Genomic DNA, 24,507 nt, shown 5'->3' with positions numbered 1-24,507 from the left:
CCGAGAGGGGCGGCCGCCCTTACCACGATGACGTTGGTGCACCAACGGCAATCAGGCGTGTCCGAGCGGCCGGGCAGCCGCGGCGAGCGCGGCGTCGATGAGCCGCTTTTCGGAGGCGTCGAGGGCGCGGCGCAAGGCCGCGACGCGGCCCGGGAGCTCGACGAGCACGGCCGGGAGCGTGTCCACGGGGCCGAGCTCGCGCAGGGAGGCCTCCGCCGCGTCGATCCGCGCCCGCGCCGCGGCGTGCGCCTCCTCCGCGGCCCCGAAAAGCGGCATCTGCCACGTCGATCCGGCCGTCTTCTCCGCGCGGCCGAGCCAGAGCTTGGCGGCGTCGAGGTGCTGCCCGGCGTCCCGTATCGCCGAGATGATCGCGTCGAGGTAATGGGTCATGGCAGCAGCACCTCGGCCAGTCTACACGGGATCGACGGCCCGCGCTCGCCCGCCGAGGGCACGCCCCGACGTGGCGCGGTCCGCGCGGTGCTGATATCCCCTGATTCATGACGGACGAACGGCGCTCCTTGCCGCTCGCGCGCCCGAGCCGGTATTCGAACGAGATCTTCGTCGGCATCGCGGAGGGCGAGAGCCAGGCGCTCGCGCCGCTCGTCGCGGAGAGCCCGGCGCGCGCGATCGAAGCCGCCCGGATCACGAGCGAGCGCGCCGAGGCGCTCACGGCGGCCGCGCACGCGCACGAGCCGCCCGACGCGCCGATCGCGTGCCGTCGCGGCTGCTCGACGTGTTGTCAGGCCAAGGTGCTCGTCGTGGCGCCCGAGGTCCTGCGCATCGCCGCGCACCTCCGCGCCACGTGTTCGCCCGAGGATCTCGCGGTCCTGCTCGGTCGTGTGCAGGAGGCCGACGCCCGGACGCGGGGGCTCTCGCGCGCCGCGCGTGCCGAGGCGCGCGTGCCTTGTCCGCTGCTCGACGCGGACGGCGGCTGTGGCGTGCACGCGGTGCGGCCGCTCGTGTGCCGGAGCTGGTCGTCGTACGACGCGGGCGCGTGTGAGCGGTACTGGGAGGCGCCCACCGGGAAGCAGACGCCGCCGCAATGGGCGATCGGCTACGAGCTCGCGCAGGCCGTGCTCGCGGGGCTCGGCAAGGCGTGCTTCGACGCGGGCCGGGACGGGACGCCGCTGGAGCTCATCGCGGCGTTGCGCATCACGCTCGAAAGGCCCACGGCGGGCGAACGCTGGCACAAGCGGCTGCCCGTGTTCTCGGCGGCGAGGGACGCCGAATGGATCGAGGCGAACGTGCGCCCCGGTTCCTCAGGAAAAACCGTTCCGTAAAGCCGAGGCGGCCTCGCGGATGATGCGCGAGGTCTCCTCGCGGCAAGCGAGCGCGAAGCCTCCGGTGAGCACGAAGCCGTGGATCATCGATTCGTGGCAGACGTGCCGCGCAGAGACGCCCGCGGCCGTGAGGCGCTCGACGTACGCGACGCCCTCGTCCCGCAGCGGATCGAAGCCCGCCGTGAACACGAGCGCCGGCGGCGCGCCCTCGACGCTCGGCGCGAGGAGCGGCGAGGCGTCGGGGTGGCGGCGCAGGGCCAGATCGGCGCCGAAGTAATGCTCGTAATACCAGTCGATCATCGCCTTCGTGAGCATCCAGCCGTTCGCGTACACCGCGTGCGAGCGGTGCGCGCAGGTCGCGTCGAGCGCGGGATAGAGGAGCACCTGCAGCGCGGGCCGATGGGCTTCGCCGCGCGTCTTCAGCGAGACGACGGCGGAGAGGTTGCCGCCCGCGCTGTCACCCATGACCGCGATCCGCGCCGGATCGACGCCGAAATCGGCCGCGCGCGTGGCGACGTCGCGGAAGGCAGAGGCGGCGTCGTCCACGGCCGCGGGGAAGCGGTGCTCGGGCGCGAGGCGGTAGTCGACGGCGAGGACACGCACGCGGCCCTCGACGGCGAGCTGCCGGCAAAACGTGTCGTGCGTGTCGAGGTCGCCCGTGACGAACCCGCCGCCGTGGAAGAAGAGCACGCACGGCGAAGGCGCGGCGAGGCCCTCCGGCACGTATGTGCGGGCCGGGATCGGGCCGGCGTCGCCGCGCAGGCGCGTGGGCGCCACGGAGACGCCTTCGAGGCGCGGGATCTCCACCATGCTCACCGACTCGGCGAGGCGCGCGCGCGCCTCGGCCGGCGCGAAGCGTCGAAGGTCGCTCGATTTCAGGAGGTCGTCGAGCGCGAGCATCAGCGCGACGTCCGCATCGACGGTGCAGCCCTCGACCGGCCGCGCGCGCCAGCCGAGGAGGCGCGCGGAGAGCCCTTTCGAGCTGCGAATGGCGTCCGCGAGCGTACGGGCGACCTGGACGCGAGCGCGGGCCAGCGGAGAGAGCATCATCGCGGCCGATGGTAGCGGCGGCCGCAGCGGCTGTCATCACGGGCCGGACGCGTGGACGCCCTTTCCGGCCCGCGATACGCTCGGGATCGGACGAACGTCATGCGAGACGGCCGCGCTGCGCTTCGAGGTTCTTTGTTCGTCGCGCTCGCGCTCGCGTCCGCGTGCAGCAAGCGCGCGCCTGCGCCGGAAGAGCGTCCCGCGGCCACGACGACGGCGTCCGCGACGACGGCCCCGGCGCCGCATTCTCTTTCTCTTCCGGGCCCCTGGACCGATCTCACCCCCGACCGCGCGTTCGTCCGGGCGCGCGCCGAGGGCAAGCTCGTGTTCCTGTACTGGGGTGCGGCCTGGTGCCCGCCGTGCAACGATCTGAAATCGGAGGTGTTCTCGAAGCCCCGTTTCGCCGAGATGATGCGTGATTTCGTGCCCGTCCACCTCGACGGCGACACGGAGGACGCGCAACACGCGGCCGAGGCGCTCTCCGTGTCCGCGTATCCGACGATCCTGGTCCTCGGCCCCGAGCGCGAGGAGCTCTTGCGCTTGAACGGGAGCGTCGACCTCGCCGAGCTCGATCGCGCGCTCGGCGCAGTGCGCGGCAAGGCGCAGAGCTTCCGGGCGGCGGCCGCGCGCCTCGACGAAGGCAAGCCGAGCGCGGAGGACTGCAGCACGCTCGCCCACGCAGCGTGGGAGCTCCTGCCCGCGGAGACGTGGAGCCGGACGCGGATCCTCGCGGCGTTGCGCACGGCGATCGAGGTTTGTCCCTCCACCATGAACCGCGAGCGCGCCCTGCTCGCAGGCACGCTCCTCGGGCTCGCCGCGTCGTACCGACACGACCCGACGCTCGCCGAGGCGACAGGCGCCGCCCGGGCGAGCGCCGTTTCGTACCTCGATCTCATTTTCTCGAACGCCGAGACCACGTGGGCCGCGCGCGCGCTCGTCAATCACCGCGCCGAAGCGCTCGCGGCCTGGCTCGCCGCCGATCCCAAGGACGCGGCCTATCTCGCGTGGAAAGCAAAATGGCTCGCGGCCGCGGCGTCGCTCCGGTCCCGCGAGGGCGCCTCCGTCGACGTGCGGCTCGCGGCCGTGGCGCCCTCGATCGATTTCTTCCGGCACGAAAACCCGAGCGGCCCCGTGCCCGAGCCGCTCCGGGCCGACGTGCTCGCTGCTGCTCTACACGCCGATCACGAGGCAAAGACGTCCGACGAACGGTATTCGGTCGTCTCGACGGCGTCGTATCTCCTGCGGCGCGTGGGCGCGCACGACGAAGCGCGAAAGATGCTGAAGGCGGAGGCCGAGCGCTCGGACACGCCGCATTACTGGTACTCGATGATCTCGGCGCTCGAGAAGGAGCTCGGGCGCATCGAGGAGGCGCGGGTCTATTCGCAGAAGGCCCGCGAGGGCGCGGGCGGGCGCGCGACGCGGCTCCAGTGGATCACGAACGACATCCTCTTCCACGCAGAGCTCGAAGGCCCGCCGCCGCGCGCCTACCTCGTGGCCCAGGCCGAGGCGTTCTACGAGCTCGCCTTCTCGCTCCCGGACGGGTTCCAGGGGAGAAACCGGACGCGCGCCGAGCAAGTCACATCCGCGCTCGCCGTCCTGAAGGACGATCCTGATTACGTGAAGCTCGTGTCGCGTCTCCGTGATCGGTGCTCGTCGCTCCCCGCGGATGCCGCCGATCGCTGCCGGAGCTGCCTGCCGCGCTGAGGTGCGCGCGGAAAAAAAACTCACTGGATGACGATCTGAATGCCGTACGGGCTCGGGTCTCCGGCGAGGGAGCCGCCGCGCATGCGTACGAAGTACGTGCCTGCGGCGAGGTTCTGCGCGAGCGCGGCCCCGCAGTTGCCGACGATGTCGTCGCCCGTGGCGAGCACGGTCGTGCCATCGGGCGCGAGGATGTCGACGATCGTGTCGAGCGTCTTCGCCGCGCAGGCATTCGTGCCTTGATCGGTCGTGGTCGCCGTCAGGCTCGAAGCGGGGCCGGAGAGGACCACGGACACCACGTCGACGTCCCCGAGCGGCGTGAGCACCCCGTTCCACGGCGCCGCGAAGGCGTTGGCCGTCGCGGGGGTGTCGTTCGGCTCGGTCTCCGTGATTTCGATCGAGCAGGTCGGGCTGCACCCGTCGCCCGCATCCGTATTGCCGTCGTCGCAGGCCTCGGCGGGCGTCTTCTGCCCGTCGCCGCAGACGTCGGCGACCTGGTCGATGCGCAATCGATACAAGAACGTGGGGCTCGGCGCGGCGCCCGAGGCCACGACGCGCGCGAAATAAGACCCGGGCGCGAGGCTCGGCAGGACGGCGCGGGAGCAAGCTCCCTCCCCGGCGTCGTCGTCGCTCGCGAGGACGGTCGTCCCGTCCGCCCCGCGGACCTCGAGGATCGTGTCGATCACGCCCGTGGCGCAGCCGCCGTCGCCGACGTCGAGGATCCGCGCGATCACGCTCGTGTTCGCGGCCGCGACGGTGAAGGAGACGAAATCGACATCCCCTTCGGGTGCGATTTGGGCCGGGAAGGGGTCCTTGTAGGGGCTCGCCTGGCCCGGGGTGTCGTTGGGCTCGCTCTCGCCGAGCTCCACGGTGCATTCCGGCGAGCAACCATCCCCGGCCTCGTTGTTCCCGTCGTCGCACTCCTCGCCGGAATCGAGCGCGTCATCGCCGCAGACGGGCACGGGCTTGCCGCCGGCGCCGCCTTGCCCACCGGCTCCACCTTGCCCGCCGACACCCCCGACGCCGCCCTCTCCGCCTTGTCCACCCGCGCCCCCGGGCCCTGCGCTGGAGGACGTGCTGCTCGAAGATCCATTGCTCCGCGGCGGGAGCCCCGCGCCCTCGCCGCACGCGACGAGGGCTGTCCCGAGGAGACCCAAGACGAGGATCGATCGTTTCATTCGGAGTCCGGGCAGGAGTAGCTGAGATCCCAGCTCTTCACGATGGCCGCCGCGCTCTTGTTCGACGCGGGATTCAAGGTGATCGAGAGCTCGAGGTGGCTCTGCCGGGCGTCGCCCGCGCCCAGTTTGTCGAAGAAGGAGAGCGGGCACGGCGCCGGGCCGCTCATCAGGCAGACCTGCGTGTTGGGCGAGGCCTGCGCGGTCGCGAGGTTCTTGTACGTCGCGGCGGCGAGGCCCGCTTGTGTGGTCGCCGTGCGCGCCTTGAACACCACGTTCGTATCGGCGGCCGTGAGCGTGTCGTACGCGAGGAAGCCCCATTGCACCGTGGTGCCCTGCGGACAAACCGCCTCGTACTTGTACGTGAACGTCGCGGGATCGTAGCCGCCGGGGCAGCCGAGATCGACGGAGAGCTTGGCGCCCGCGTCGTTGAGGACCGTCTGGCAGGTCGAGGGGCAGAGCTTGAGCTGGGCCGGGTTCGCCGGGTCGTCGTAATACCAGCCCGCCCCGCAGCCCGCCGCGGAGGCCAGGTTGGCGAGGACGACCGGCGCGCCGGAGGTGGGCGTGAACGTGACCTTCGCGGCGCTCGGATCGTAGACGCCGCCGTTCGGCACGACGAAGTCACACGAGAGGGTGTCGCCCTTGATCTGGATCAGCGCCGAGAGCAGCTCGTTTTCGACGTTCCCGCCGGACGCGACGAAAAAGCCTTTTTTCGTGCCGCCCTTCGACGCGATCTGGTTCATGAAGTTCTGGTTCGCGCCCTGGATGCCGATCGCGTACGTCTTGATGCCCTTGGTCGAGAACGCCGTGCCCGCGAGGTCGGAGATGTCCGTCTCGCTTTCGTTGCAGCCGACCGGATCCCCATCGGTCGCGAAGACCACGATGGCGTCCTCGTTGGGGTTCGCGTTCTTGTAATTGATGGCCCATTGCGTCGCGCCCGAGAGCGCGGGGTACATGGGCGTGTTGCCGTTCGGCGATTTCGCGTCCAGCGCGTCGACGAGCTTCTTCTCCTGGGCGTCCGTCGGCGCGGATTGGAGCGTCAGGACGCCGACGTCGACGAGCGGCGAGCGGCAGGCCGTGGCGCTGCACGTGGTGTCGTTGCAGCCCGAGACCGGCGCGTTGTCGGGCCAGAACCGGAGCGCGACGCCGAGGCCCGCCGAGCCGGGATCCTGGACGAACTTCTTCAGTGCCTTCACGGTCGCCGACCAGCGCGTCTCGCCGCCGCCGATGTTCGTGGTCATCGAGCCGGAGCGGTCGAGGGCGATGAACATGTTCACGCGCTTGACCGTCGCGGTCGTCGTATTCGAGCAGCTCGGCGAGCCGCAGGCGACGTTCGGCGCGAACGACGCCCAGTTGTCGAGGCACTGGCATTCGTCGAGCTGCGTGTAGCCGCCGTAGCTCGGCGGGTTCACCATGATCTCGCGCTTCGCGGCGCTGAGGCCGCAGCTCGCCGCCGGCACGTTGATGCACTTGCCGGGGGGAATGGGGCTCGGTGTGGAGCAGCTCTGGACGCCGGCAAGCGCCTGGTTCGGGCTGCACTTACCGAACTGGCCGGAGCCCGCAGCGTAATGGATGAGCTTCACGCCCGCGGGGACCGTGGCGTTTCCGTGGTTGCACACCGGCACCGATCCGCTGCAGGGGACGCCGATCGAAAGGTCGTAGCCGGCGCAGTCCGGATCCGTTTGGCCAGGCAACCAGGGCACGCAGTCGCCCTTGACCGGGCAACCCTGGCCGCACAGCGTCTTCACGCGGTCGACGCAGAGGTTCGTCCAGGCAACGTTGCAGCAATCGGGCAGCTCCTGGCAGATCGTGGCGACGCACGAGTCACACGCCGGAGCGAGCTTCTCGCCCGAATCGCACTTGTTGTGGGAGCAAGGCGGATCCTGGTAGCACTTCGCGCCGCAGACGGTGTCGACCATGCCCACGCAGGCGGAGTCCCACTCGAACGGTCCGCACGATTTGCCGCACACGCTGCCGACCTTGTCCACGCAGGACGCGGTCCAGGTCGACGGATCGCAGGTTTTGCCGCACAAGGCGGGGACCTTGTCGACACACCGCTGCGTCCAGCCCGCGGTGCACGAGTTTCCGCAGACGGTCGCGACCTTGTCCACGCAGGACGACGTCCATTTCGGCGAAGGACACCTGTCGTTCTGCTGGCAGACCGACGCGACGAGGTTCACGCAGGTCGAGCTCCACGCGTTGCCGCTTCCGGTGCAGCAGCTCGGCTGCACGGCGCACACCGCGGCGACACAAGGATCGCAGGCCGTGTTGAGCTTGGTGCCCGTGGAGCAGTAGTCGTGCGCGCAGGCGACCGTGCCGGGCGTGAAGTCGCAACACTTCGGCTCGGCGGCGCAGATCTGCGCCACGCACGAATGGCAGCCCGGGACGAGCGGATTGCCCGTCGAGCAATACCCGTGCGCGCACGTGCCGGTCGTGCCCAGGTTGCAGCACTTCGGATCGTCGGCGCAGACGGTCGACGCGCACGGATCACACGCCGTCGTGAGCGAGGTCCCCGTCTTGCAATAGTCGTGGCTGCAGGAGCCCCACGCCGGCAGGCCGCAGCACCTCGGATCGACGTCGCAGATCGAGCTGACGCACGGATCGCAGCCGTCCGTGAGCTTCGCGCCGACTTCGCAATAATCGTGCGCGCATGTACCGCCGTACGTCGTCTCGCAGCAGGTCGGGTCGATGGCGCAGATGTCGTCCACGCAGGGATCGCAGCCAACCCCGAGCGGAGCGCCGACGGCGCATTTGTTGTGATTGCACGTGCCGAACACCGGCGCCGAGCAGTATTGATTGAACTGGCAGTCCACGCCCTGGGCACAAGGCTGGGCCACGCCCTGCGCGGCGAGGTCCGCCGGATAATTGCCGATATCCCCGGTCTGCCACGTGAAGATGGGCGTCTGCGCGAACGGCTTGAGGCCGCCGGGCGGGTCCTCGTCGAAGACCTGGCACGAAGGATCACAGGGATTGTTCGCGCAATTGGCGAGGACGTTGTTGCTGCCCGGAGGAGCGGGTTTTTCGCTAGAAGCGCCGCCCGGGGCGAAGGGAGCCTTGTCCTCCTGGCACGGGCTCCACGCGCCATTCTGGCAGACGTGGACGCCCTTGAAGCACGACTTCACACCATTGTGCTCGCCGAGCTGCACGGTGCAGGTCTTCTTCTGTCCCTCCTGACAGACGGCAGGCGCGCCGCCCGATCCCCCGCCGTCCCCGCCCTGGCCGCTGCCGCCCTCTCCCGTGCCCCCCGCGCCATTCTCGCCGCCCCCCGAAGGCTCCGACCCCCGCGGCGGCAGATCGTCAATCCCCTGACTGCAGGCGACGAGCAGGAAAAGAAAAGGCACCACGAAGAGGGGGAGAAGCCCCCGGGATGATGAGGTTCTCGTCGGTCCGGAACCATAAGCCATGAGTGAGCGCCTCCAGTCCAACCTTCCATGATGCATGAAGGCAGTCTGAGATCAAGGCGTTTTGGTCACTGGACTTATCGGTCTGGTTTCTGACGTTACCAGGGCGCCCCAGCGCGCGGGGCCTCACGCGCCGAGCGTCGCCACGAGCCGCGGCAAAAGCTCGCCGAGGCGCGCATCGACGCACAAAGCCGCGTGTTCGTCGCCGCGCGTCGGGCCGAGGTTCACAATGGCCACGGGCACGCCGCGCTCGCTCGCCCGACGCACGAACCGATACCCCGAGAACACCGTGAGCGACGAGCCCACGACGAGCAGCGCCTCGGCCTCGTCGAAGAGCGCCCAGGCGGCCTCGGTGACGCGCGCCGGCACGTTCTCGCCGAAAAAAACGACGTCGGGTTTGAGCGTGCCGCCGCAGCCGAGACAAACGGGGACGTGGAAATCGGCGAACGCGTCATGGTCGAGGTCGGCGTCGCCGTCGGGCGCGAGGGCCGTGCCCCACCTGTAATACGAAGGGTTTTCCGCGATGAGACGCTCCTGCAAAGCAGCGCGCGGCTCGATCACGCCGCAGCCGAGGCAACGGACGCGGGCGAGCGCGCCGTGCAGCTCGACCACGCGCTCGTTGCCCGCGGCCTGGTGCAGCCCGTCGACGTTCTGCGTGATCGTGCCCGCGAGCCGACCGGCGCGTTCGAGCGCGGCGAGCGCTTCGTGTGCCGGGTTCGGCCGGGCCGCGGCGATCCGGGGCCAGCCGTTCATGCTGCGCGCCCAGTACCGCGCCCGCGACGCGGGCTCGTGCAAGAACTGGCGCGCTTGCATCGGATTGCGGGCGCGGCGCGCCGTCTCGGGGCCCCGATAATCGGGGATGCCCGACTCCGTGCTCATGCCCGCGCCGGCGAGCGCGACGATACGCCGGCCGTCGAGCAGCCGCGCGAGGCGCGAGGCGGGGGCGAGGTCTTCCGCTTCGGAGCTGGAAGAGGCGGAGAGCGACGACGACGAGGTCACGCCCGAGCGTAGCGCACGCGCCGAAGCGAGGCTTGTGGAGGGCGAGCGCGCGGATAAGATCCCCGCTCGGCCATGGCGAACGATCCGAAGCGAAGGCGAGACGACACGGACTCCGATCTCGCCGTGGAGCAAAAGCGCAAGGTCGAGAAGGCGAAGCGCTGGCAGGTCGTCTTCCACAACGACAACTACACGACGAAATGGTTCGTGGTCGACGTGCTCGTCCGCTTCTTCCACATGGATGAGACCTCCGCGCTGAGCTTCATGCTCGTCGTGCACGCCACGGGCCGCGGCGTGGCCGGCGTCTACACGAAGGACGTGGCCGAGACGAAGGCGAAGCTCGTCCAGGAGCACGCGCGCGAGTACGGGATGCCGCTCCGGCTCACGGTCGAGCCGGACGACGATTGAAGGGCCCGCTCAGGGCGCGTCGTCGCGTTTTCCGAGCACGAACGGGACGACCTCTTCCTCGACCTCGTCGAAGTGCCAAAGATCGTTGTGGTGCGCGCCTGCGACGGCCATGAATCGCCCGCGCGGCAGGCGCGCCACGAGCTTCTTGCCGAGCTCCACGGGGATGAGCTCGTCGTCGGTGCCGTGCACGACGAGGACGGGCACATTCACGCCCGCGGCCCGCGCGGCCGAGTCGAATCGATCCTGCAGGAGGAGCCGCACCGGCAAAAACGGGAAGATTCGCGCGCCCACGTCGGGCAAGGACGTGAACGGGCAGAGCAAGAGGACCCGCGCGCCATGGCCCCGCGCGGCCATCTCCATCGCCACGCCCGTGCCGAGCGATTGTCCCGCGAGCACGAGGTCGCCCCGCGGGATCCCCCGATGCTCGACGAGGTGCCCGATCCCGCGCTCGGCCGCGTCGAAGAGCGCTTTTTCGCTCGGCTCGCCGAGGCCCCGCGCGAGCCCGTAGCCGGGATACTCGATCGCCGCGAACCCCGCGCCCGCGCGCGCGAAAAGATCCACGAGCCACGCGCTATCGGCGATCTGCTCGCCGTTTCCGTGGAAATACACGACCACGGGGCCACGCGCCGGCGGCGGCCGGAAGAGCATGGGCGTGCCGCCGTCGATCCGCAGGAGCTCAAAGGTTCCGGCGGGCGTGCGGCCCACCGTGGGCGCGGGAAAGACGATGCGGCGCTGGGCCGCGTAGAGCAGCCAGCAGAGCAGGAGGTAGAGCGCGACGAGCGTCCCGAGGACGATGCTCAGCACGCGACGCACCCGGCGGGGTTTGGGGCCTTTCCGAGCGACATCGGTCCCCTCGGCCACGCAGGCGCGCCTATTTTCCGCCGCCGAAGAGGAGCGCGCCGCCGAGGATCGATTCGAGCGCACCGCCCACGGAGCCCACGAGATCCCCGACCTTGCCGAGCGCCGCACCCGCCGCGCCCGCGACCTTGTCCACCGCGGCGCCTGCCTTGTCGGCGGCCTTCTCCGCGGCGCCGAGGGTTTTTCCGAGCGTCTTGTCGACCGCGCCCGTGACCTTGTCGATCGTGCCCGTCACGGCGCCCGTGGCCTTGTCGATCGTGCCCGTCACGGCGCCCGTCGCCTTATCGAGCGCCTTTTCGTACTTCGCTTCCGCCTTGTCGAGCGTCTTGCCGACCGCGCCCGTGACCTTGTCGAGCGCCGCGTTCACCTTCGTGTCGACCTTGTCGAGCGCCGCGTTCGCCTTGCCCTGCGCCTTGTCGAGCGCCTTGTCGGCCTTGGCCTGCGCCTTGTCGAGCGTCTTGCCGACCGCGCCCGTGACCTTGTCGGCCGCCGCCGAGACCTTCTCCGCGCCCTCCACGAGCGCCGCGCCGAGCTCGTTCATCCGCTCCACCGCGCCCGTCTTCGTCAGCACCGCGCCGAGCACGACGGCGCCGAGCGACCCCGCGAGATCGTTCAGCGACACCGGCTTCGGCGCCGCGGCCGCGCCGCCCACGACGACGCTCTTCACCCCGTCGCAGACCGTCGCGCCGCAGCTCGTCTTGTCGCCGACCCGCACGAGCTGCATCCCGCGCACGAGCACGCTCGGGCTCCCCGCGACGATGGGCTGCGCCACGTGGGGCCCGCACGGCTGGGGCAGGGAAGGGGCGAGCACGGCCATCTGGCCCGGCCCGAGCATCACGTCCGCCGCGCCCGTCGCCACGACGCCTGTCGTGAGGATGGGGACCATGTCCACGATCGAGATCATCGTCCCAGCCGGCGCCGCGCCGATGCCCGCGCCGAGGCTCGCCGCGCCCGCGCCGCCGAGCCCCGCCGGCCCCACGACCTCGCTGCCGAGCGTCGCCGCGACCATCGCCTGGCTCGGCGTCACGAGCGGCATGGCCGCGTGCGCGAGCCTCGAACCGACCTTCGCCGCGAGATGACCCGTGGTCATTGTGTCCTCCTCACGCCTCCTCCCCCGGACGGGGGAAACGCACCGTGGACAGGATCCGATCGAAGAGCGGGTTCATCTGATCCGCGTCGACCTTGGCCGCGGTCGCATTGAAGCAAAAGACCGTGCGCCGCCGCCCGAGCGCCATCGCGAGCCGCTGCTCGAGCTCGCCCGCTTGCGCACGCCACGTGAAATGCAGCTCGATCCCCGGCTGACCGCCGAGCGTCCGCTCCTTCCGATCCACGAGCTCGAACCCTTCGAGGCGCTTGCCCAGCTCGGCGAGCTGTTTGTCCGCGTAGGACACGAGTGTCTCCTCGGGGGAGAGCACGTCGCGGGTCATGACCACGTTTGGCGCCGTGGATTGTCCGGGCCGCGGCGTGGCGGCGAACGCCACCATCGTCCGGTCTTCCCAGTGGCGGGGTACGTCGAAGGAGACGTCTCGGCTCTCGTATCGCGACATTCGCTCTCTCTTCTCTCCTAGTCCCGAGGGGGCCGCCTCGCGTCCCCCTCTCGTCCGGGCAAAGCCCGGACGATTCACCCCCCGAGGGAAGATCGCTTCGCGATCTTCCGAGCATCGAACGATCGATGCTCTAAATGACCGCAGCGCGCTTCACGAACGCCTCGGCGAGCTCGCCCCAGGGCCGCTCGTACACCACGTATCCCTTCTTCGTGAGGGTGTGGACGAACGCGTCGCTCGACGAAAACCCGTTCATCTGCGCCTCGACGAGGTTCGCCTCCAGCTCGGCGCCCGAGACCGGCATCGCGCCCTGCGTCTTCATCACGAAGAGCTGCCCCTCGCCGGGGCTCTGCAGGATCGTGGCGCCCTTCGAGCCGCCGTTGACCGCGGACGCGACGTCGTCGCCCGTGAACCCGCCGGCGCGCGAGAGGATCTGCCCGAGCGATCCGCCGTCCGGCGTCGCGCCCTGGCCGAGGCTCACCTGCGGGCCTGAAAGCGCATTCGAGCCGTTCCCGCCGAACGCGTTTTGCAACGCGCCCTTCACGTCACCGAGTGCGCCCTGGCCTTGCTCCTGGGCCGCGCCGAGCGTGTCCTTCGTCCCCTCGGCCGCGTCTTTGCCCTGACCCTTGAGGTCCCCCCAGAAGTCCTCGGCCTCGTTCTTGATGTCGCCCCAGGCGTCCTTCGCGTCGCCCTTGATGTCCTTCCAGGCGTCCTTCGCGTCCTGCCCCGCCTGCTTGAACTCGTCCTTCGTCTGGTTCCAGGTCTCTTTCGCCTCGGTCTTGGTCTGCTTCCAGGCTTCCTTGGCGTCCTCGACCGTCTGCTTGGCGCCTTCCTTCGTCTGGTTCCAGGTCTCCTTCGCCTCGGCCTTGGTCTGCTTCCAGGTCTCCTTGGCCTCTTCCCAGGTCTCTTTCGCCTCGGCCTTGGTCTGGTTCCAGGTCTCCTTCGCGTCGGTCTTGATCTCGTTCCACGCGGCCTTCGTCTCGGCGACGAACTCCTTCGGGATGGCCTTCACGTCGGCGACCATCTCCTTCGCGTCCGCGATGGTTTGCTTGACCGTCTCCTTCGCGCTCTCGATCTGGCCCTTCACCTCGTCGACGACGGCCTTGGCTTGCGCCTTGACCTCCTCGACCTTGGCCTTCGCCTGGGCCTTCCACTCCTCGACCTTGCCCTTCCACTCCTGGACCTTCTGCTTGACCTCTTCCTTGGCGCCTTCGATCCGCGCCTTGAGCTCCTGCACGCGGGCCTTCGCGGCTTCGACCTGCGTCTTGGCCATCTCGAGGATCTCGCCCGCCTGCTTCTTCATCTCCTGGAAGCGCTCGACGGCCTGATCCTTGAGCGCGATCACGCGCTCCTTGATCTCCTGCACCTTGGCCTTGGCCTGCTCCTTGATGTCGTTGATGCGGCCCTTGATCTCCTCGATCTTGGCCTTGGCCTGCTCTTTCACGGCCTCGATGCGGCCCTTGATCTCGTCGATCTTGGCCGTCACCCGCGCCTTGGCCTCGGCGAACTTCTCCTTCACCTCGGTCACCTTGCCGAGCACCGCCGCCTTCGCCGCTTCGAGCTTGCCCTTGAACTCCTCGACGATCGCCACGGCCCGCGCCTTGGCCTCTTCGAGCTTGCCGCGCAGCTCCTGGATCTTGGCCTGCACCTGCGCCTTCGCGGCTTCGAGCTTGGCCTTCACCTCCTGGAACTTCGCGATGGCCATCTGCTTCGCGGCTTCGGCCCGCGCGCGCAGATCCTCGACCGCGCCGCGGATCTTCTCCTGCACGTCGCCCGCGATCTCGCCGGCCCGCGCGCGGATCTGATCGATGCGCTCCTGGAGTTTTTTCTGTTCGAGCGCCACGCGATCGAGGATGTCGTCCACGATCACGCCCGGCACGCCGAGCACCTTGTCGATCGCCGCCTGGAGTTGCTCGTTGATGGCCTCGGGCACCATCAAATACCCCGGCGCGTCCCCGATCGAGGCGGGCGGCTCTTCGAGCAGTCGCCGCAACGCGCCCTCGACGGCTTGTTCGTCGAAGCCGCCCGGGATCTCGTCGAAGATCTTCGCCTGGAGCGCCTTCGCCGCGTTGTTCACGGCTTCGGGGAACGAGAGATCGGCGAGGTTGATCTCGGCCGCGCCGAGGGACATCGGCACGGGCGAGCTCGCGCCCGCGGTGTTGAGCAGGACGTTCGGCGCGCCGTCGATGTGCACCTCGCGCCCCGCGAGCCCCGCGAGCCCGCCGGCGCTCACCTTGATGCTGCCGCTCGCGTCGAGGAAGATGTCGCCGCCCGCGAGCGTCAGCGATGCCTTGCCCGTCGAGAGCACGACCCTGTCGTTCGAGAGCGACGCGCCCGTCTCGCCGACCTGGATATGGCACTCGCCGCCGACGACGAGCACATCACTCTGCTCGACGCGCGTCGTGCGGCTTCCGACGACGTGGAGCGTCTGATCCTTGCCGACCTTGCGCGTCTCGCGCTCACCGACCTGCACGTCGAGATCCGCGCCGACCTGGAGCGTGTGTTTCTCCCGGACGACCTCCTCGCGGTCCTTTTGCGCGTGCATGAACACCTTCTCGCGCCCCTTGGCATCCTCGAAGGTGATCTCGTTGAAGCCGCCGGATCCGGGCGAGCTGTCGCTCTTCCACGACGTCTTCGTCTTGTGATCGGGCAGCTTGTACGGGTGCGGCGAAGTCCCGTTGAAGACGCGGCCGACGATGATCGGCTGGTCGGGATCCCCTTCGAGGAAATCGACGAGGACCTCCTGCCCGACGCGCGGGATCGCGACGTTTCCATACCCGCGCCCGGCCCATACCTGGCTCACGCGGATCCAGCACGAGCTCTCGTCGGTGTACTTGCCTTCGCGATCCCAGTGGAATTGCACGCGCACGCGGCCGTACTCATCGACGTGGATCTCCTCGCCGGGAGGCCCGACGACGACCGCGCTTTGCAGGCCGCCCATGCGCGGCTTCGGCGTGACGGGCACGGGCCTGTACGGATCGTCGGCGAACACGGCCGTGCCGGTGCTCGACCAATCGCCCTCGCTCGTCCCTTCGAGCGTGCGTTGCACGAGCAGCAGGCGGCTCTCCTGGGCGAGATCATCGCGCGGATGCCCCTCCATGCAAAACACGTCGCCGGGCGAGAGGCCGAGCGCGGTCGTCTGGAACAGCACCTTGCGGCGCCCTTGCCGCGCGCCGTCGAGCCTGCGCGCTGCGAGCGCCTTGGCCTCGCGCTCGTCGACGCGCCCCGGATCCACGACGAACGCGCCGGGGACGTAGCTGTAGCTCTCGTATCGATCCTCTTGATCGAACGTCGACTTCGCCTCGGCGATGAGCTGGAAGTCGGGCCGCCTGCGGAAATCGTGATCCCGCAGCGTCATCCGGCCCTGCCGCACCTGGTGCGAGACCTTTACGTGCGTGATCGCGTCGCGAGACTTCGCGTGATCGAGGTTGTTCACGTAGAGCAGCGGCGCGCCGGCCTCGCGCACGGTCGGATCCGTGACGAGGACGAGCTTGCTCGGCGTCTCGCTGCCCGGATCCGGCGGCCGGAAGTGATAGCTGATGCCCGCCTCTTCGAGCAGCCGCGAGAGGAACGCGAAGTCGGTCTCGCCGTACTGCACGCGGTACGCGAGCTTGGGGAACGTGCCCGCGTCGAGCTCGAGCACGGGCTCGATTTCCCAATCCGCGAGCAACTTCTTGGTGATGTCGGGGATCGAGAGGTGCTGGAAGATTCGCTGGTTCCTGCGCTGCGAGGTCCGCCAGAGCGCCGGCACGATCCGCAGGAAGTACGTCGAGAGCCCGTCCGGCTCGACTTCGATCTGCTCGGCGAACTGCACGACGCCGGTCCAGGCGAGGCCCCCCGCGACCTTGAACCCCGCGCCGTTTCCGACGAGGGCGTCGAGGTCGATGTCCTCATCCGCCGATCGCGCGACGAGCGAGACGTCGAAGAGCGTCGACATCTCCTCGACGACCGAAAAGCTCCGCACGGAGAGGTTGATGTCCTTCGCTGCGAAACGAAGCTCTAGGTTTTCCATGGGACAGCGTGCAAAACGATACGCGAGCGCAAGGCGGGCGGGAAGACGGAAGCTTCGTGTAGGATGGCCCCGTGCGAAGGCCAGGACTTCCGTGGCTCCTCCCACTCTTTCTCGCCGCGTGCAGCACGCGGTGCGGCGAAACGCGCGTGGAGGGCCTCGCGCCGGAGGGCTGGATCACGCTCGTCAGGGCGCCTGCCGAAGGCCCGGAGACCCCATTGCAGGCGCCGGCGGGCCGTGAGGGGGACGTCGGCACCGCACACCCTTTGCTGCTCGCGGCGCATGATCCCGCGGGTCGGTGGGTGATCCTTTGCCAGCCGCGCGAGGACACCAACGGAGATGGCCGGGTCGAGGCGCGCGTGGGTATCAACGGCCCGATGTCCGGCGACGACGTCGACCCCTATCTGATTTTCGGATCGGGCGCGGGGCAGCGGATCGACCAGTACGTGGCGCATGCGGGCCCCCACGTCGCCGTGATCCGCGACGGCAAGCTCGTGATCGTCGACGTCGAGGCGCGAACCGAGACCCTCTTGCCGCGCGCCGAAGTGACCGACAATAACGACCCCTACGAACCGCACCGGACCGCCGTTTTCGACGCCGCGGGCAAGACGCTCGGCTACCTCGCGAAGAAGGGCGAGCGCACGATTGCGATCGTGCGGGACCTCGAGGCCGGCGTGGAGACGGAGGTCGATCCCGGGCCCGGACGGCTCTGGCGCATCGCACTCCCGGGCGACGGTAGCTCGATCGTGATGCATGCCGCCGTCGCCGATACGAACGGCGACGGGATCCTCGGCTGGCCCATTCCCGAGACGTCGGTCGGCCGTCGCCGCTGTCGCAAGAGCGGTGGGCACGGCTTGTATCCAGGAGAAACCGATACCCTGGTGACGCGGATCGTCTCGCTCGCGACGGGGCGGATGACGCGCGTGCCGCGTATCGAGGCTGCGCTCGGGGATCGATGGATCGTCCGGGAGGAGGCGCCGGAAAAGAGCCCGGCCGCGCTGTTTCTGGTGTCGGCGGAGGGAATCGCGCGGCCGTTCGTCTCCGCGGCGTGTGACGGCGATCTGGTTTACCTGGATCACGGACGCAAGCTCGCGCTCGTGGCGTGCCAGAACGGCGCCGTGCGCTTCCGCAATGAGCCGGAGCGGACGCGGGTCGAGCTCCACGGCGAGGATTTCCATTTGCCGCTCGGCGTGTACGTCCAGGATCCGCGCTTTTATACGAAAAAGGTGGGGACGGGGAGCGTGGTGTTGCTCCGGTCCGTGAACCCCGAGGAGGGCAACGCGGACCCGCCGGACGTGCTCGTCGACCTGGAGCACCACGGCGTGCTCCACCCCTTCCCCGAGGGAGCACGCGCGCTCTCGGCCTACGACAGGTATGCGCTGTACGTGTCCGCAGAGAACAAACTCGTGCTGCGTGATAGGAGCCTCGGCGTCGATTCCGTCCTTCGTCCTTCCGAGCGCAACGTGCACATGGAGCAGGTCGAGCGATTTGCCCATTCGGGCTCCGAGGTCTTCGACCTCGAGCGCGGCGTCGTCGGCGAGGTGTCCCTCTTTTATGCGATGGTCCTGACGACGGATGGATGGGCCCTCGGCGTTCCGCACGCGTCGGAGGACAAACTCCCGGAGAGAAACGAGCTGTGGAGGGGGCCTTTGCGCTGGGAGAAGCCGAAGCCGGAACCGTATTACGGCCGCTTCGGTTCGTGGTAGCTTCCCGCGTAGATGCTCCGCCTCCACACCTTTCCTCCGTCTCCCCATGCCCTCAACGTTCGCCTCGGATCGAATTCGCGCCCGTGACGCCTGGACGGCGGCCGGCGGAAAGGCCATCGAGCTGTGACGAGAAGCGCACCGTGACGATAAAAGCCACCAGCAAAAAAACAACAAAACGGCCTGCGCCCGCGCCCGAGGACGTGGAGGCGTTCCTCGCGTCGCTCGATCATCCCTTCGAGAAGGAGATCCGCGAGATCCGGCAGGTGATCCTCGGCGTCGATGACCGTATCGGCGAGGGCATCAAGTGGAACGCGCCGAGCTTCCGCACGTCGGAGTTTTTCGCGACGTTCCATTTGCGCGCGAAGGACGGCGTGCAGGTCATCCTGCACCTCGGCGCGAAGAAACGAGAGACCCCCGGCGTCACCCTCGACGACCCGGAATCGCTGCTCGAATGGCTCGGCAAGGACCGGGCGTCGGTGAAGTTCCGCGACGCGAAGGACATCCAGGCGAAGCGGGCTGCCTTCGTGAACGTCGTTCGCCAGTGGATCGAGCACGTGTAGCTTCTCTCAACCGTGCGAATCGCCCCCGCACCTTTGCAACGAAGTACAAGCTATCGACGCGTGTAGAAGAAAAAGCCAAGCCGGGTACGCCTATGTCCATGAACGTCCATTCTCTTCCGTTCCGACTCCCTCGCCGCTCTCCTCCGTCGGTTCTCGCGTCCGCGCTCGCGTGGGCGCTCCTCGCGGGGTTGCCCCTCGCGACGGCGAGCTGCGGCGGGGGCGGGGGTGATCCGACCTCGTCGAGCGGCCAGGGCGGCGCGGGCGCGACGACCTCTTCGTCGAGCTCGGGCGGCGGAGGCGGCGGAGGCGGGCAGGGCGGCGCCGCGCCGTTGATGTACCGCCATGGCGACCTGGTGGACATCGAAGGCGACTTCGGCAGCAACGATGTCACGAAGACCTTCCTCGGCGGCGCCGACGGGAAGATCGAGTCGTTGCCGCCGGGTACGACCATGGTGAGCGGCGACGGCTGGTCCTTTCATGACCTGGGCGGCCCCACCACGGTGGAGCTCGACCCGAAGCGCGGCAAGGTGCTGTTCACGCCCCAGGACAGCGTCCATTACAATGCCACCCGGCGCTTCGATCCGGGCTTCGCCATCCAGGAGCACCGGTATTTCTACAAGGCCCACTACGTGCGCAACGTGATGCTCCTCGACGGGATGCCGTACGCGAAGAGTTATCAGTGGAAGCACGAGCGGGTGAACTGGGAGAACTCGGTGGTCGACGGCGACTGCGAGATCAAGGTGCATAGCTGGTTTGCCGGCGGCGGGGGCGTGATCACCTACGTCAACCGATCGGCGATGGACAAGTCCACCTACTACGGCGGAAAGGCCGCCGACAGCAATGGGGACTGGGCGCTCCTGGAGATGATGGTCTTCACCGGCACGCAAGGGCAGGAGGACGGCAAGCTGGTCACCCGCGTCCACAGGAACGGCAAGACGCTGATCAGCCAGAACAAGCAAGCCGAGCGCATCTATGCGGATCCGAACCTGCGGCTGCGTCATTTCGTCGAGCAGAACTACTTCGGCAATTTCGGTCAGATCGAGGACGGCGTGGACAATCCCCTCCCCAAGCCGGACGTGCGCGAGCTCTATTCGGACGACAGCCGCGTCCTCGTCGGCAACACGGCCGAGACGGGCTGGAGGCGCGTCGAGCTGCGCGACAGCGTGGACCTCCAGAGCGCCACACTGCGCGAGGTGCAGGACTGGGAGAGCTGGAATGGCGCCATCCGCCTGCGCCTGAACGCGGACGGTCTGCCGAAGGGGGAGCACGAGCTGTTTCTGGTCGTCATCGACGGCGTCGACGCCGACGGCTGGGATGTCGTGACGCACTCCATGCCCATCCGCGTCAGCGTCGATTGAGGAGCCGGCAAATCACGGCATGAAAGCAGGTTCGAGCCTTCGGACGCGCGCAACCCCCGCGACGGTCTCCCGGCGCCTCGTTCGGACATGCTCGAACGAGGCACAGGAAGTGGTGTGCGTCACGTTTGAAAATGTCCGAACGATGCACAGGAGCCCCGGCGGGATGTTCGGACGTGCTCGAGGGCGCCGGGCGCGTCGGGCGCGACGGTTTTCGGATCCCGAACGGCGTCGCGCTCGTCCTGTGCGGAGGTCGGAAGGGGCGAGGGGTGGGGGTTGGGGGCTCCTGTGCATCGTTCGAGCATGCGCGAAGACGGGATCCGGTTCTCGGGGCAGAATTTGCCAGCGACAAAAGCGAGGTTTCGGCGTTCGCTGCGCGACAGCGTGGACCTCCAGAGCGCCCCTCCATGCCCCTCCGCGTCAGCGTCGATGGAGGAGCCCGTCCAGCGATTCGTGGACGGAGAGCACATCCATCCGCTGATCCCAGCTCGCTTCCGGCACGTCGCGCACGAGCCCCGCGATCGCGTCTCGCCATTGCTCCCTCGCTTCGGGAGCGATCGGCCCCAGCAGCCCGAGGGTCTGGATTCCGACGCCCGGACCTTTGCAGTTCATCGCCCGCTCCGCGAGCGCCTGCACCTCGCCCGCGTCCGCGGTCGCGCCACAGGCAAGGGCGAGCGCTCGGGCCAGCATCGCCGCGAAGGGCCGCCCCATCCCGCGCCATATCGTGGCCGCCCGGTCGGCGAGCGCCGCGCCCGCGTCCCGCGCGCCCGCGCGCATCGCTGCCGCCCCTTCGTTCAGGCACACCAGCGCCTCCAGGTCCAGCGCCCCCACACGGGCAATGGCGTCCACGAGCTCGAAATCGGGCCCTTGGGTTTGCCCGGTCCGATACTTCGCGGACCGGGCCAGCCATTCGGCGCGGCCTTCCCAGTAGGGATTCCGGCACCGTGCCGCGAGCGCCTGCGCTTCCGAGGCTCGAAGGGCCGCTTTGTCGTGCTGGAATGCCTCCAGCAAGGCGGAGGCACTGTTGAGCATCGCCGCAATACGCCCCGTGGTCCACGGCTCGAGTGCCGCGGCCTGCGCATGGAGCGCCGCCGCCTCCTGGAAGCGCCCCTCGTGGTATCGCAGGAGCGCGCGCCCCTCCGCGAGGCAGAGCAGGGCGAGCGGATGTCCGGTGTCCTCGGCCCACGCCTCGATCTCCTCGAGCACCTCCGCGATGAGCGAGGACGACGCGCGGGCCGCGACCGCGACGATACGGATTCGCTGCCGTCGTCGCTCGAGCTCTGGATCCGAGAAGGAACCGATGTCATCGGCCATTTCGAGGGCTTTGAGCGCGCCCGCCCCGGGCGCCGCGATCCCTGCGCGAAGCAGGGCCTCGATCCGCCCGAGCTCTGCGTCACGGTCGCGGAGACGCGAGAGCTCGTAAAGAACACGATCGAGCGCGCGTGGTGCGCCCCCTGCGAAAGCGACCTGCGCCCATGTGCTCAGGATCTCGGTCAATTCTGGCCCGGAGCCGAGCTCCCGTGCTGCCCGCAGTCCTTCGGCGAGCGCTGCCGTCGCGGCGCCGAGGTCTCCTTCGACCGCATGACGATGCGCGACATCGACGGCCTCTCGTGCGGATTCGCGAACGAGCCCGGACGCCAGGAGATGATGCAATCGCCCCTCGTCGCCTGGCTGCATGACGCCTGCGAGGGCGCGGTGCGCCTCCACGCGCTGCTGCTCGCTCCAGGGCAGATAGATGCGCCCACGTCCCTCGAAGCGATCGGCGCCGTGATGCTTCACGGCGCCGAGGGAGAGGAGTGCATTGCAAGCCGCCTCGACGCGCCAGGGCGCGCAGCGCATCACGCGCGCGAGCTGGAGGATGGTCATGGGGCGGCCGGCGAGCGAGAGCCATGACCGCGTCTCTTCCACGTGGACGTCGTCGTCGAGGAGGTCGTGGGCCGCCGTGGCTCCGCCCGGAAGGCTCGCGAGGCCTGCCTGGAGCCGCCCCAGGGCATCTCGGTCCACGACGAACGCACCACCCTCCCGGCGAGCAAGGCCGAGGCGCGTCCACATGACGAGCTCCGCCTCGATGCGCGCAGGAAGCCCGTCGGTCCGCTCCCACAAGATACGTGCGGCATCCTCGCGTAGATGAAAAAGCCTGTCCGGTCCGGCGAACAGGGGCACGAGGGATGCCTCGTCGAGGGGCGGCAGCATCACGATCCCGTCCGCCCATGCGTCGGCGGAGGACAACAGGACCGCGCGAATCACGACGCCCGGCCCCTTGGGATGCCGGCCCAAGATCTCCGCGGACCACGGGTCGAGCCGCTCCGCATCGTCGGCGAATAACACGGTCCCAGCGCCCAGCACGTTTTTCAAAGCGCTCTCAGCGTGCGCGAGCGCGCCATCGAGCCGTAGTTCGTCTCCACCCGGCGGCTCCCCCACGATGGAATGGAGGCTGCCAAGGGGCGCCCGGGAAGGACGTGTCCACAGCGCCGAGAAGCCCGCGGCCGTGAGCTCCTCGGACGCCTCGTGCATGCAGCGGGACCGCCCGGATCCTCGCGGACCGACGATATCGATCGAACGGCCTGCCCGCGCGGCTTGGACCATTTCGAGCACGGGATTGCGGGAGCCGAGCCAGGGGAGCGTCGCGGAAACGTACATCGATTCGCCTCGTAGCGCCGCCAGCACGTCCGCGGCCGAGTCGAATCGATCCTCGATACGAGCAGCGAGCAATCGATCGATGACGGCCCCCAGGACGGGAGGCAGATCCGGCGCGAGCTCGAGCAAGGGGCGTGCCGGCTTCACGAGGCGCGCGCGTAGCATCGAAGGGACGTCCGGCGTCTCGTGAGGCACGCGGCCCGTGAGAGATTCGTAAAGCATCACGCCGATGGCATAGAGGTCCGTTCGGGCATCGACGGTTCGTGCGAGGATCTGCTCGGGCGCGACGTACAGGGGGGTGCCGACGATCTGTCCTGCGCCGGTGAGCCGCTCGGAGCCGGGGGCGTGGAGCTGAGAAATCCCGAAATCCAGCACGACGGGCCGTCCATCGGGGCGAACGAGGACATTCTCGGGTTTGAGATCCCTGTGCACGACGCCGGCTGCATGGACGTGCGCGAGCGTCTCCAGGAGCGCGAGCGTCGGGCTCGCCAGGGTTTGCCACGGCAAGCGTTGCGTCGGGGCGACCTGCTCCACCCCGGGGAAAGGTCGGCCCTCGATGAACTCCATGACGAGGAAGGGCCTGCCATCGGCGACGCCGTCGTCGAGGAGCCGCACCACGCCCGGGAAACGTAGCATCCGTAATGTCGTGATCTCGCGGCGAATCCGGGCGAGCATGGATCCATGCGCGACGCGCATCCATTTGAGCGCGACGCGCTCGCCGAGGATACGATCGTCGGCCGCCCAGACGTCCCCGTGCGCGCCGCCGCCGATCCGCCGGACGAGGGTGTAGCGGTCCTCGAGGACGCGCCCCGGCGCCTCGTCGTCGGGAGGAGGCGTGTCGACATTCGCTGGTAGCGGAATGGTGGAAGCGAGCGCTGGGTCGCCGGATCGAGCTCGCTCTTCGGCGTGGCTGTGCGCGAGATCCTCGCTCCCCTTCAGCGTCCCGGCTGCGTCGATCTCCGACGGCATGCCGGGAGGCTACTGGGCTCCGGACTTCGACGCAATGGGAAGCTCAGGGAGCGAAGGGGGCCGCGGTCCCGTGGTGATTGAGGCAGCCCGTGATGACGAACTTGCATCCGGGCCCCCAGGACGTGTTGGCGAGCCGGACGAACGCATCGAGCGAGGTGGCTTCCTCGGTCCCGACGGAGACGACGGCGCGCGTGCTCCCGGCGGGACGGTAACGCGCAGGGAGCGACCAGTACTCGATGCTCGACGTCTGCGAAAGGCCCCGGACCACATACGCGGAGCCGCGCCAATCCTCCTGGAGCACGTCGATCACCTTGCCGCCGGTGTAATCGAGCTGGTAGTTGCTCCCGGGGCGCTCGGGGAACGAGGGCTCTGGAAGGGCCGAGGCCGGCGGGATCTGCGTCCAGGTCTCGCCGTGCGGGTACACGTCGGCCTGCGCCCACACGTAATATCCGTTCGGCCTCCAGAGGCTGGGCACTTGGGCCTGCCAATCGGCGAGCGTGAAGCTCGCCATGGATGCGGGCGGCGGCCGGATTTCGAGCTCGTTCCGCGGATCACGAAAGAGCAGCCAGCGCTGAAGCTGACCCTTGCCGCTCGCCAAGGTGAATACGTATCCGAGAAGCTCCCCCGTCGTTCGATCGACCACTTCGGCAGCGCCGAGATCGAGCAGGCCCGTCGTCGTCATTTCGTCCCTCCGTCCCTCTTTGCGACCAAGGCCGCGCGGTTTTCTCGCGGCTCGTCCACAAACCATCATGCAGCCGCCGTGCCTGCCCTGTCACCAGGGAACACGGGGCCCCTGGTCCGTCACTGACGCGTCAGCGCGCGTCAGTGACGCGGGCGCGCGTCAGGTGTCTGTCATCCGAC

General features: G+C 68.9%; 17 protein-coding genes. 6 read left to right on the top strand and 11 right to left on the bottom strand.

The annotated features are described in order from the left end of the window. Positions 1–51 precede the first annotated feature (51 nt). Complete coding sequence (locus POL67_RS35730; RefSeq protein ID WP_271925108.1) at positions 52–390, bottom strand: hypothetical protein; 339 nt, start codon at positions 388–390, stop codon at positions 52–54. Positions 391–497: 107 nt separating this feature from the next. Between POL67_RS35730 and POL67_RS35725 the strand changes: the two genes are divergently transcribed. Continuing rightward, entirely contained in the window at positions 498–1,280 is a 783-nt protein-coding gene (locus tag POL67_RS35725; RefSeq protein ID WP_271925107.1) for a YkgJ family cysteine cluster protein, read from the top strand. Here POL67_RS35725 and POL67_RS35720 read toward each other — a convergent pair. Continuing rightward, positions 1,260–2,330 (bottom strand): alpha/beta hydrolase, encoded by a 1,071-nt coding sequence (locus POL67_RS35720; protein WP_271925106.1) that lies wholly within the window; start codon positions 2,328–2,330, stop codon positions 1,260–1,262. The genes POL67_RS35725 and POL67_RS35720 overlap by 21 nt on opposite strands. Positions 2,331–2,429: 99 nt before the next feature. Between POL67_RS35720 and POL67_RS35715 the strand changes: the two genes are divergently transcribed. Then, complete coding sequence (locus POL67_RS35715; RefSeq protein ID WP_271925105.1) at positions 2,430–4,031, top strand: thioredoxin family protein; 1,602 nt, start codon at positions 2,430–2,432, stop codon at positions 4,029–4,031. Positions 4,032–4,051: 20 nt separating this feature from the next. On the opposite strand, the gene POL67_RS35710 is transcribed toward POL67_RS35715, so the two are convergent. The 3 genes from POL67_RS35710 to POL67_RS35700 all read right to left on the bottom strand — a co-directional run bounded on the left by POL67_RS35710 (position 4,052) and on the right by POL67_RS35700 (position 9,603). Next, positions 4,052–5,206, bottom strand: coding sequence for a DVUA0089 family protein (locus tag POL67_RS35710; protein WP_271925104.1), 1,155 nt, complete (start codon positions 5,204–5,206; stop codon positions 4,052–4,054). Next, on the bottom strand, positions 5,203–8,547 hold the full coding sequence (locus POL67_RS53835; RefSeq protein WP_271925103.1) for a VWA domain-containing protein: 3,345 nt from the start codon (positions 8,545–8,547) through the stop codon (positions 5,203–5,205). Before POL67_RS53835 ends, POL67_RS35710 begins: the two co-directional genes overlap by 4 nt. Before the next feature lie 183 nt (positions 8,548–8,730). Then, entirely contained in the window at positions 8,731–9,603 is an 873-nt protein-coding gene (locus POL67_RS35700; protein ID WP_308789565.1) for an NAD-dependent protein deacetylase, read from the bottom strand. Between the two features lie 72 nt (positions 9,604–9,675). Between POL67_RS35700 and POL67_RS35695 the strand changes: the two genes are divergently transcribed. Next, a complete protein-coding gene (locus POL67_RS35695) occupies positions 9,676–10,008 on the top strand; it encodes an ATP-dependent Clp protease adaptor ClpS (protein WP_271925102.1) in 333 nt (110 codons plus the stop codon). Between the two features lie 9 nt (positions 10,009–10,017). Here the strand turns inward: POL67_RS35695 and POL67_RS35690 are convergent, their stop codons facing one another. From POL67_RS35690 to tssI, 4 genes are all read right to left on the bottom strand, one after another. Further along, positions 10,018–10,812 (bottom strand): alpha/beta hydrolase, encoded by a 795-nt coding sequence (locus POL67_RS35690; RefSeq protein ID WP_271925101.1) that lies wholly within the window; start codon positions 10,810–10,812, stop codon positions 10,018–10,020. A 67-nt stretch (positions 10,813–10,879) separates the two neighbouring features. Further along, positions 10,880–11,956 carry a PAAR domain-containing protein gene (locus POL67_RS35685; protein ID WP_271925100.1) on the bottom strand — a complete coding sequence of 359 codons (1,077 nt, stop codon included), beginning with the start codon at positions 11,954–11,956 and terminating at the stop codon, positions 10,880–10,882. Positions 11,957–11,966: 10 nt separating this feature from the next. Further along, positions 11,967–12,413, bottom strand: coding sequence for a DcrB-related protein (locus POL67_RS35680; RefSeq protein WP_271925099.1), 447 nt, complete (start codon positions 12,411–12,413; stop codon positions 11,967–11,969). Positions 12,414–12,543: 130 nt separating this feature from the next. Continuing rightward, a complete protein-coding gene (gene tssI / locus POL67_RS35675; RefSeq protein ID WP_271925098.1) occupies positions 12,544–16,422 on the bottom strand; it encodes a type VI secretion system tip protein TssI/VgrG in 3,879 nt (1,292 codons plus the stop codon). A gap of 71 nt (positions 16,423–16,493) precedes the next feature. Here tssI and POL67_RS53830 point away from each other — a divergent pair, with 71 nt between their 5' ends. From POL67_RS53830 to POL67_RS35660, 3 genes are all read left to right on the top strand, one after another. Beyond that, a complete protein-coding gene (locus tag POL67_RS53830) occupies positions 16,494–18,125 on the top strand; it encodes a hypothetical protein (protein WP_271925097.1) in 1,632 nt (543 codons plus the stop codon). A gap of 140 nt (positions 18,126–18,265) precedes the next feature. After that, a complete protein-coding gene (locus POL67_RS53825) occupies positions 18,266–18,685 on the top strand; it encodes a DUF1801 domain-containing protein (protein WP_271925096.1) in 420 nt (139 codons plus the stop codon). A 98-nt stretch (positions 18,686–18,783) separates the two neighbouring features. Next, positions 18,784–20,043: a hypothetical protein gene (locus POL67_RS35660; RefSeq protein WP_271925095.1), complete on the top strand. Its 1,260-nt coding sequence runs from the start codon at positions 18,784–18,786 to the stop codon at positions 20,041–20,043. A 417-nt stretch (positions 20,044–20,460) separates the two neighbouring features. On the opposite strand, the gene POL67_RS35655 is transcribed toward POL67_RS35660, so the two are convergent. Together POL67_RS35655 and POL67_RS35650 are read right to left on the bottom strand one after the other, a co-directional pair. Further along, positions 20,461–23,646 (bottom strand): serine/threonine-protein kinase, encoded by a 3,186-nt coding sequence (locus tag POL67_RS35655; protein ID WP_271925094.1) that lies wholly within the window; start codon positions 23,644–23,646, stop codon positions 20,461–20,463. A 43-nt stretch (positions 23,647–23,689) separates the two neighbouring features. Continuing rightward, positions 23,690–24,328 carry a hypothetical protein gene (locus tag POL67_RS35650; RefSeq protein ID WP_271925093.1) on the bottom strand — a complete coding sequence of 213 codons (639 nt, stop codon included), beginning with the start codon at positions 24,326–24,328 and terminating at the stop codon, positions 23,690–23,692. Positions 24,329–24,507 lie beyond the last annotated feature (179 nt).

It is taken from the genome of Polyangium mundeleinium (assembly GCF_028369105.1).
Lineage (GTDB): Bacteria > Myxococcota_A > Polyangia > Polyangiales > Polyangiaceae > Polyangium > Polyangium mundeleinium.
The sequence above is the reverse complement of the archived record's forward strand: the minus strand, read 5'-3'. Positions and strand labels throughout refer to the sequence as shown.

Bases quoted from the DNA above. Each gene is read 5' to 3' on its own strand.
- POL67_RS35695 (WP_271925102.1), top strand. From the start codon at position 9,676: ATGGCGAACGATCCGAAGCGAAGGCGAGACGACACGGACTCCGATCTC.
- POL67_RS35710 (WP_271925104.1), bottom strand. From the start codon at position 5,206: ATGAAACGATCGATCCTCGTCTTGGGTCTCCTCGGGACAGCCCTCGTC.
- POL67_RS35650 (WP_271925093.1), bottom strand. From the start codon at position 24,328: ATGACGACGACGGGCCTGCTCGATCTCGGCGCTGCCGAAGTGGTCGAT.
- POL67_RS35685 (WP_271925100.1), bottom strand. From the start codon at position 11,956: ATGACCACGGGTCATCTCGCGGCGAAGGTCGGTTCGAGGCTCGCGCAC.
- POL67_RS35660 (WP_271925095.1), top strand. From the start codon at position 18,784: ATGAACGTCCATTCTCTTCCGTTCCGACTCCCTCGCCGCTCTCCTCCG.
- POL67_RS35725 (WP_271925107.1), top strand. From the start codon at position 498: ATGACGGACGAACGGCGCTCCTTGCCGCTCGCGCGCCCGAGCCGGTAT.
- POL67_RS35655 (WP_271925094.1), bottom strand. From the start codon at position 23,646: ATGCCGTCGGAGATCGACGCAGCCGGGACGCTGAAGGGGAGCGAGGAT.
- POL67_RS35720 (WP_271925106.1), bottom strand. From the start codon at position 2,330: ATGATGCTCTCTCCGCTGGCCCGCGCTCGCGTCCAGGTCGCCCGTACG.
- POL67_RS35715 (WP_271925105.1), top strand. From the start codon at position 2,430: ATGCGAGACGGCCGCGCTGCGCTTCGAGGTTCTTTGTTCGTCGCGCTC.
- tssI (WP_271925098.1), bottom strand. From the start codon at position 16,422: ATGGAAAACCTAGAGCTTCGTTTCGCAGCGAAGGACATCAACCTCTCC.
- POL67_RS35680 (WP_271925099.1), bottom strand. From the start codon at position 12,413: ATGTCGCGATACGAGAGCCGAGACGTCTCCTTCGACGTACCCCGCCAC.
- POL67_RS35730 (WP_271925108.1), bottom strand. From the start codon at position 390: ATGACCCATTACCTCGACGCGATCATCTCGGCGATACGGGACGCCGGG.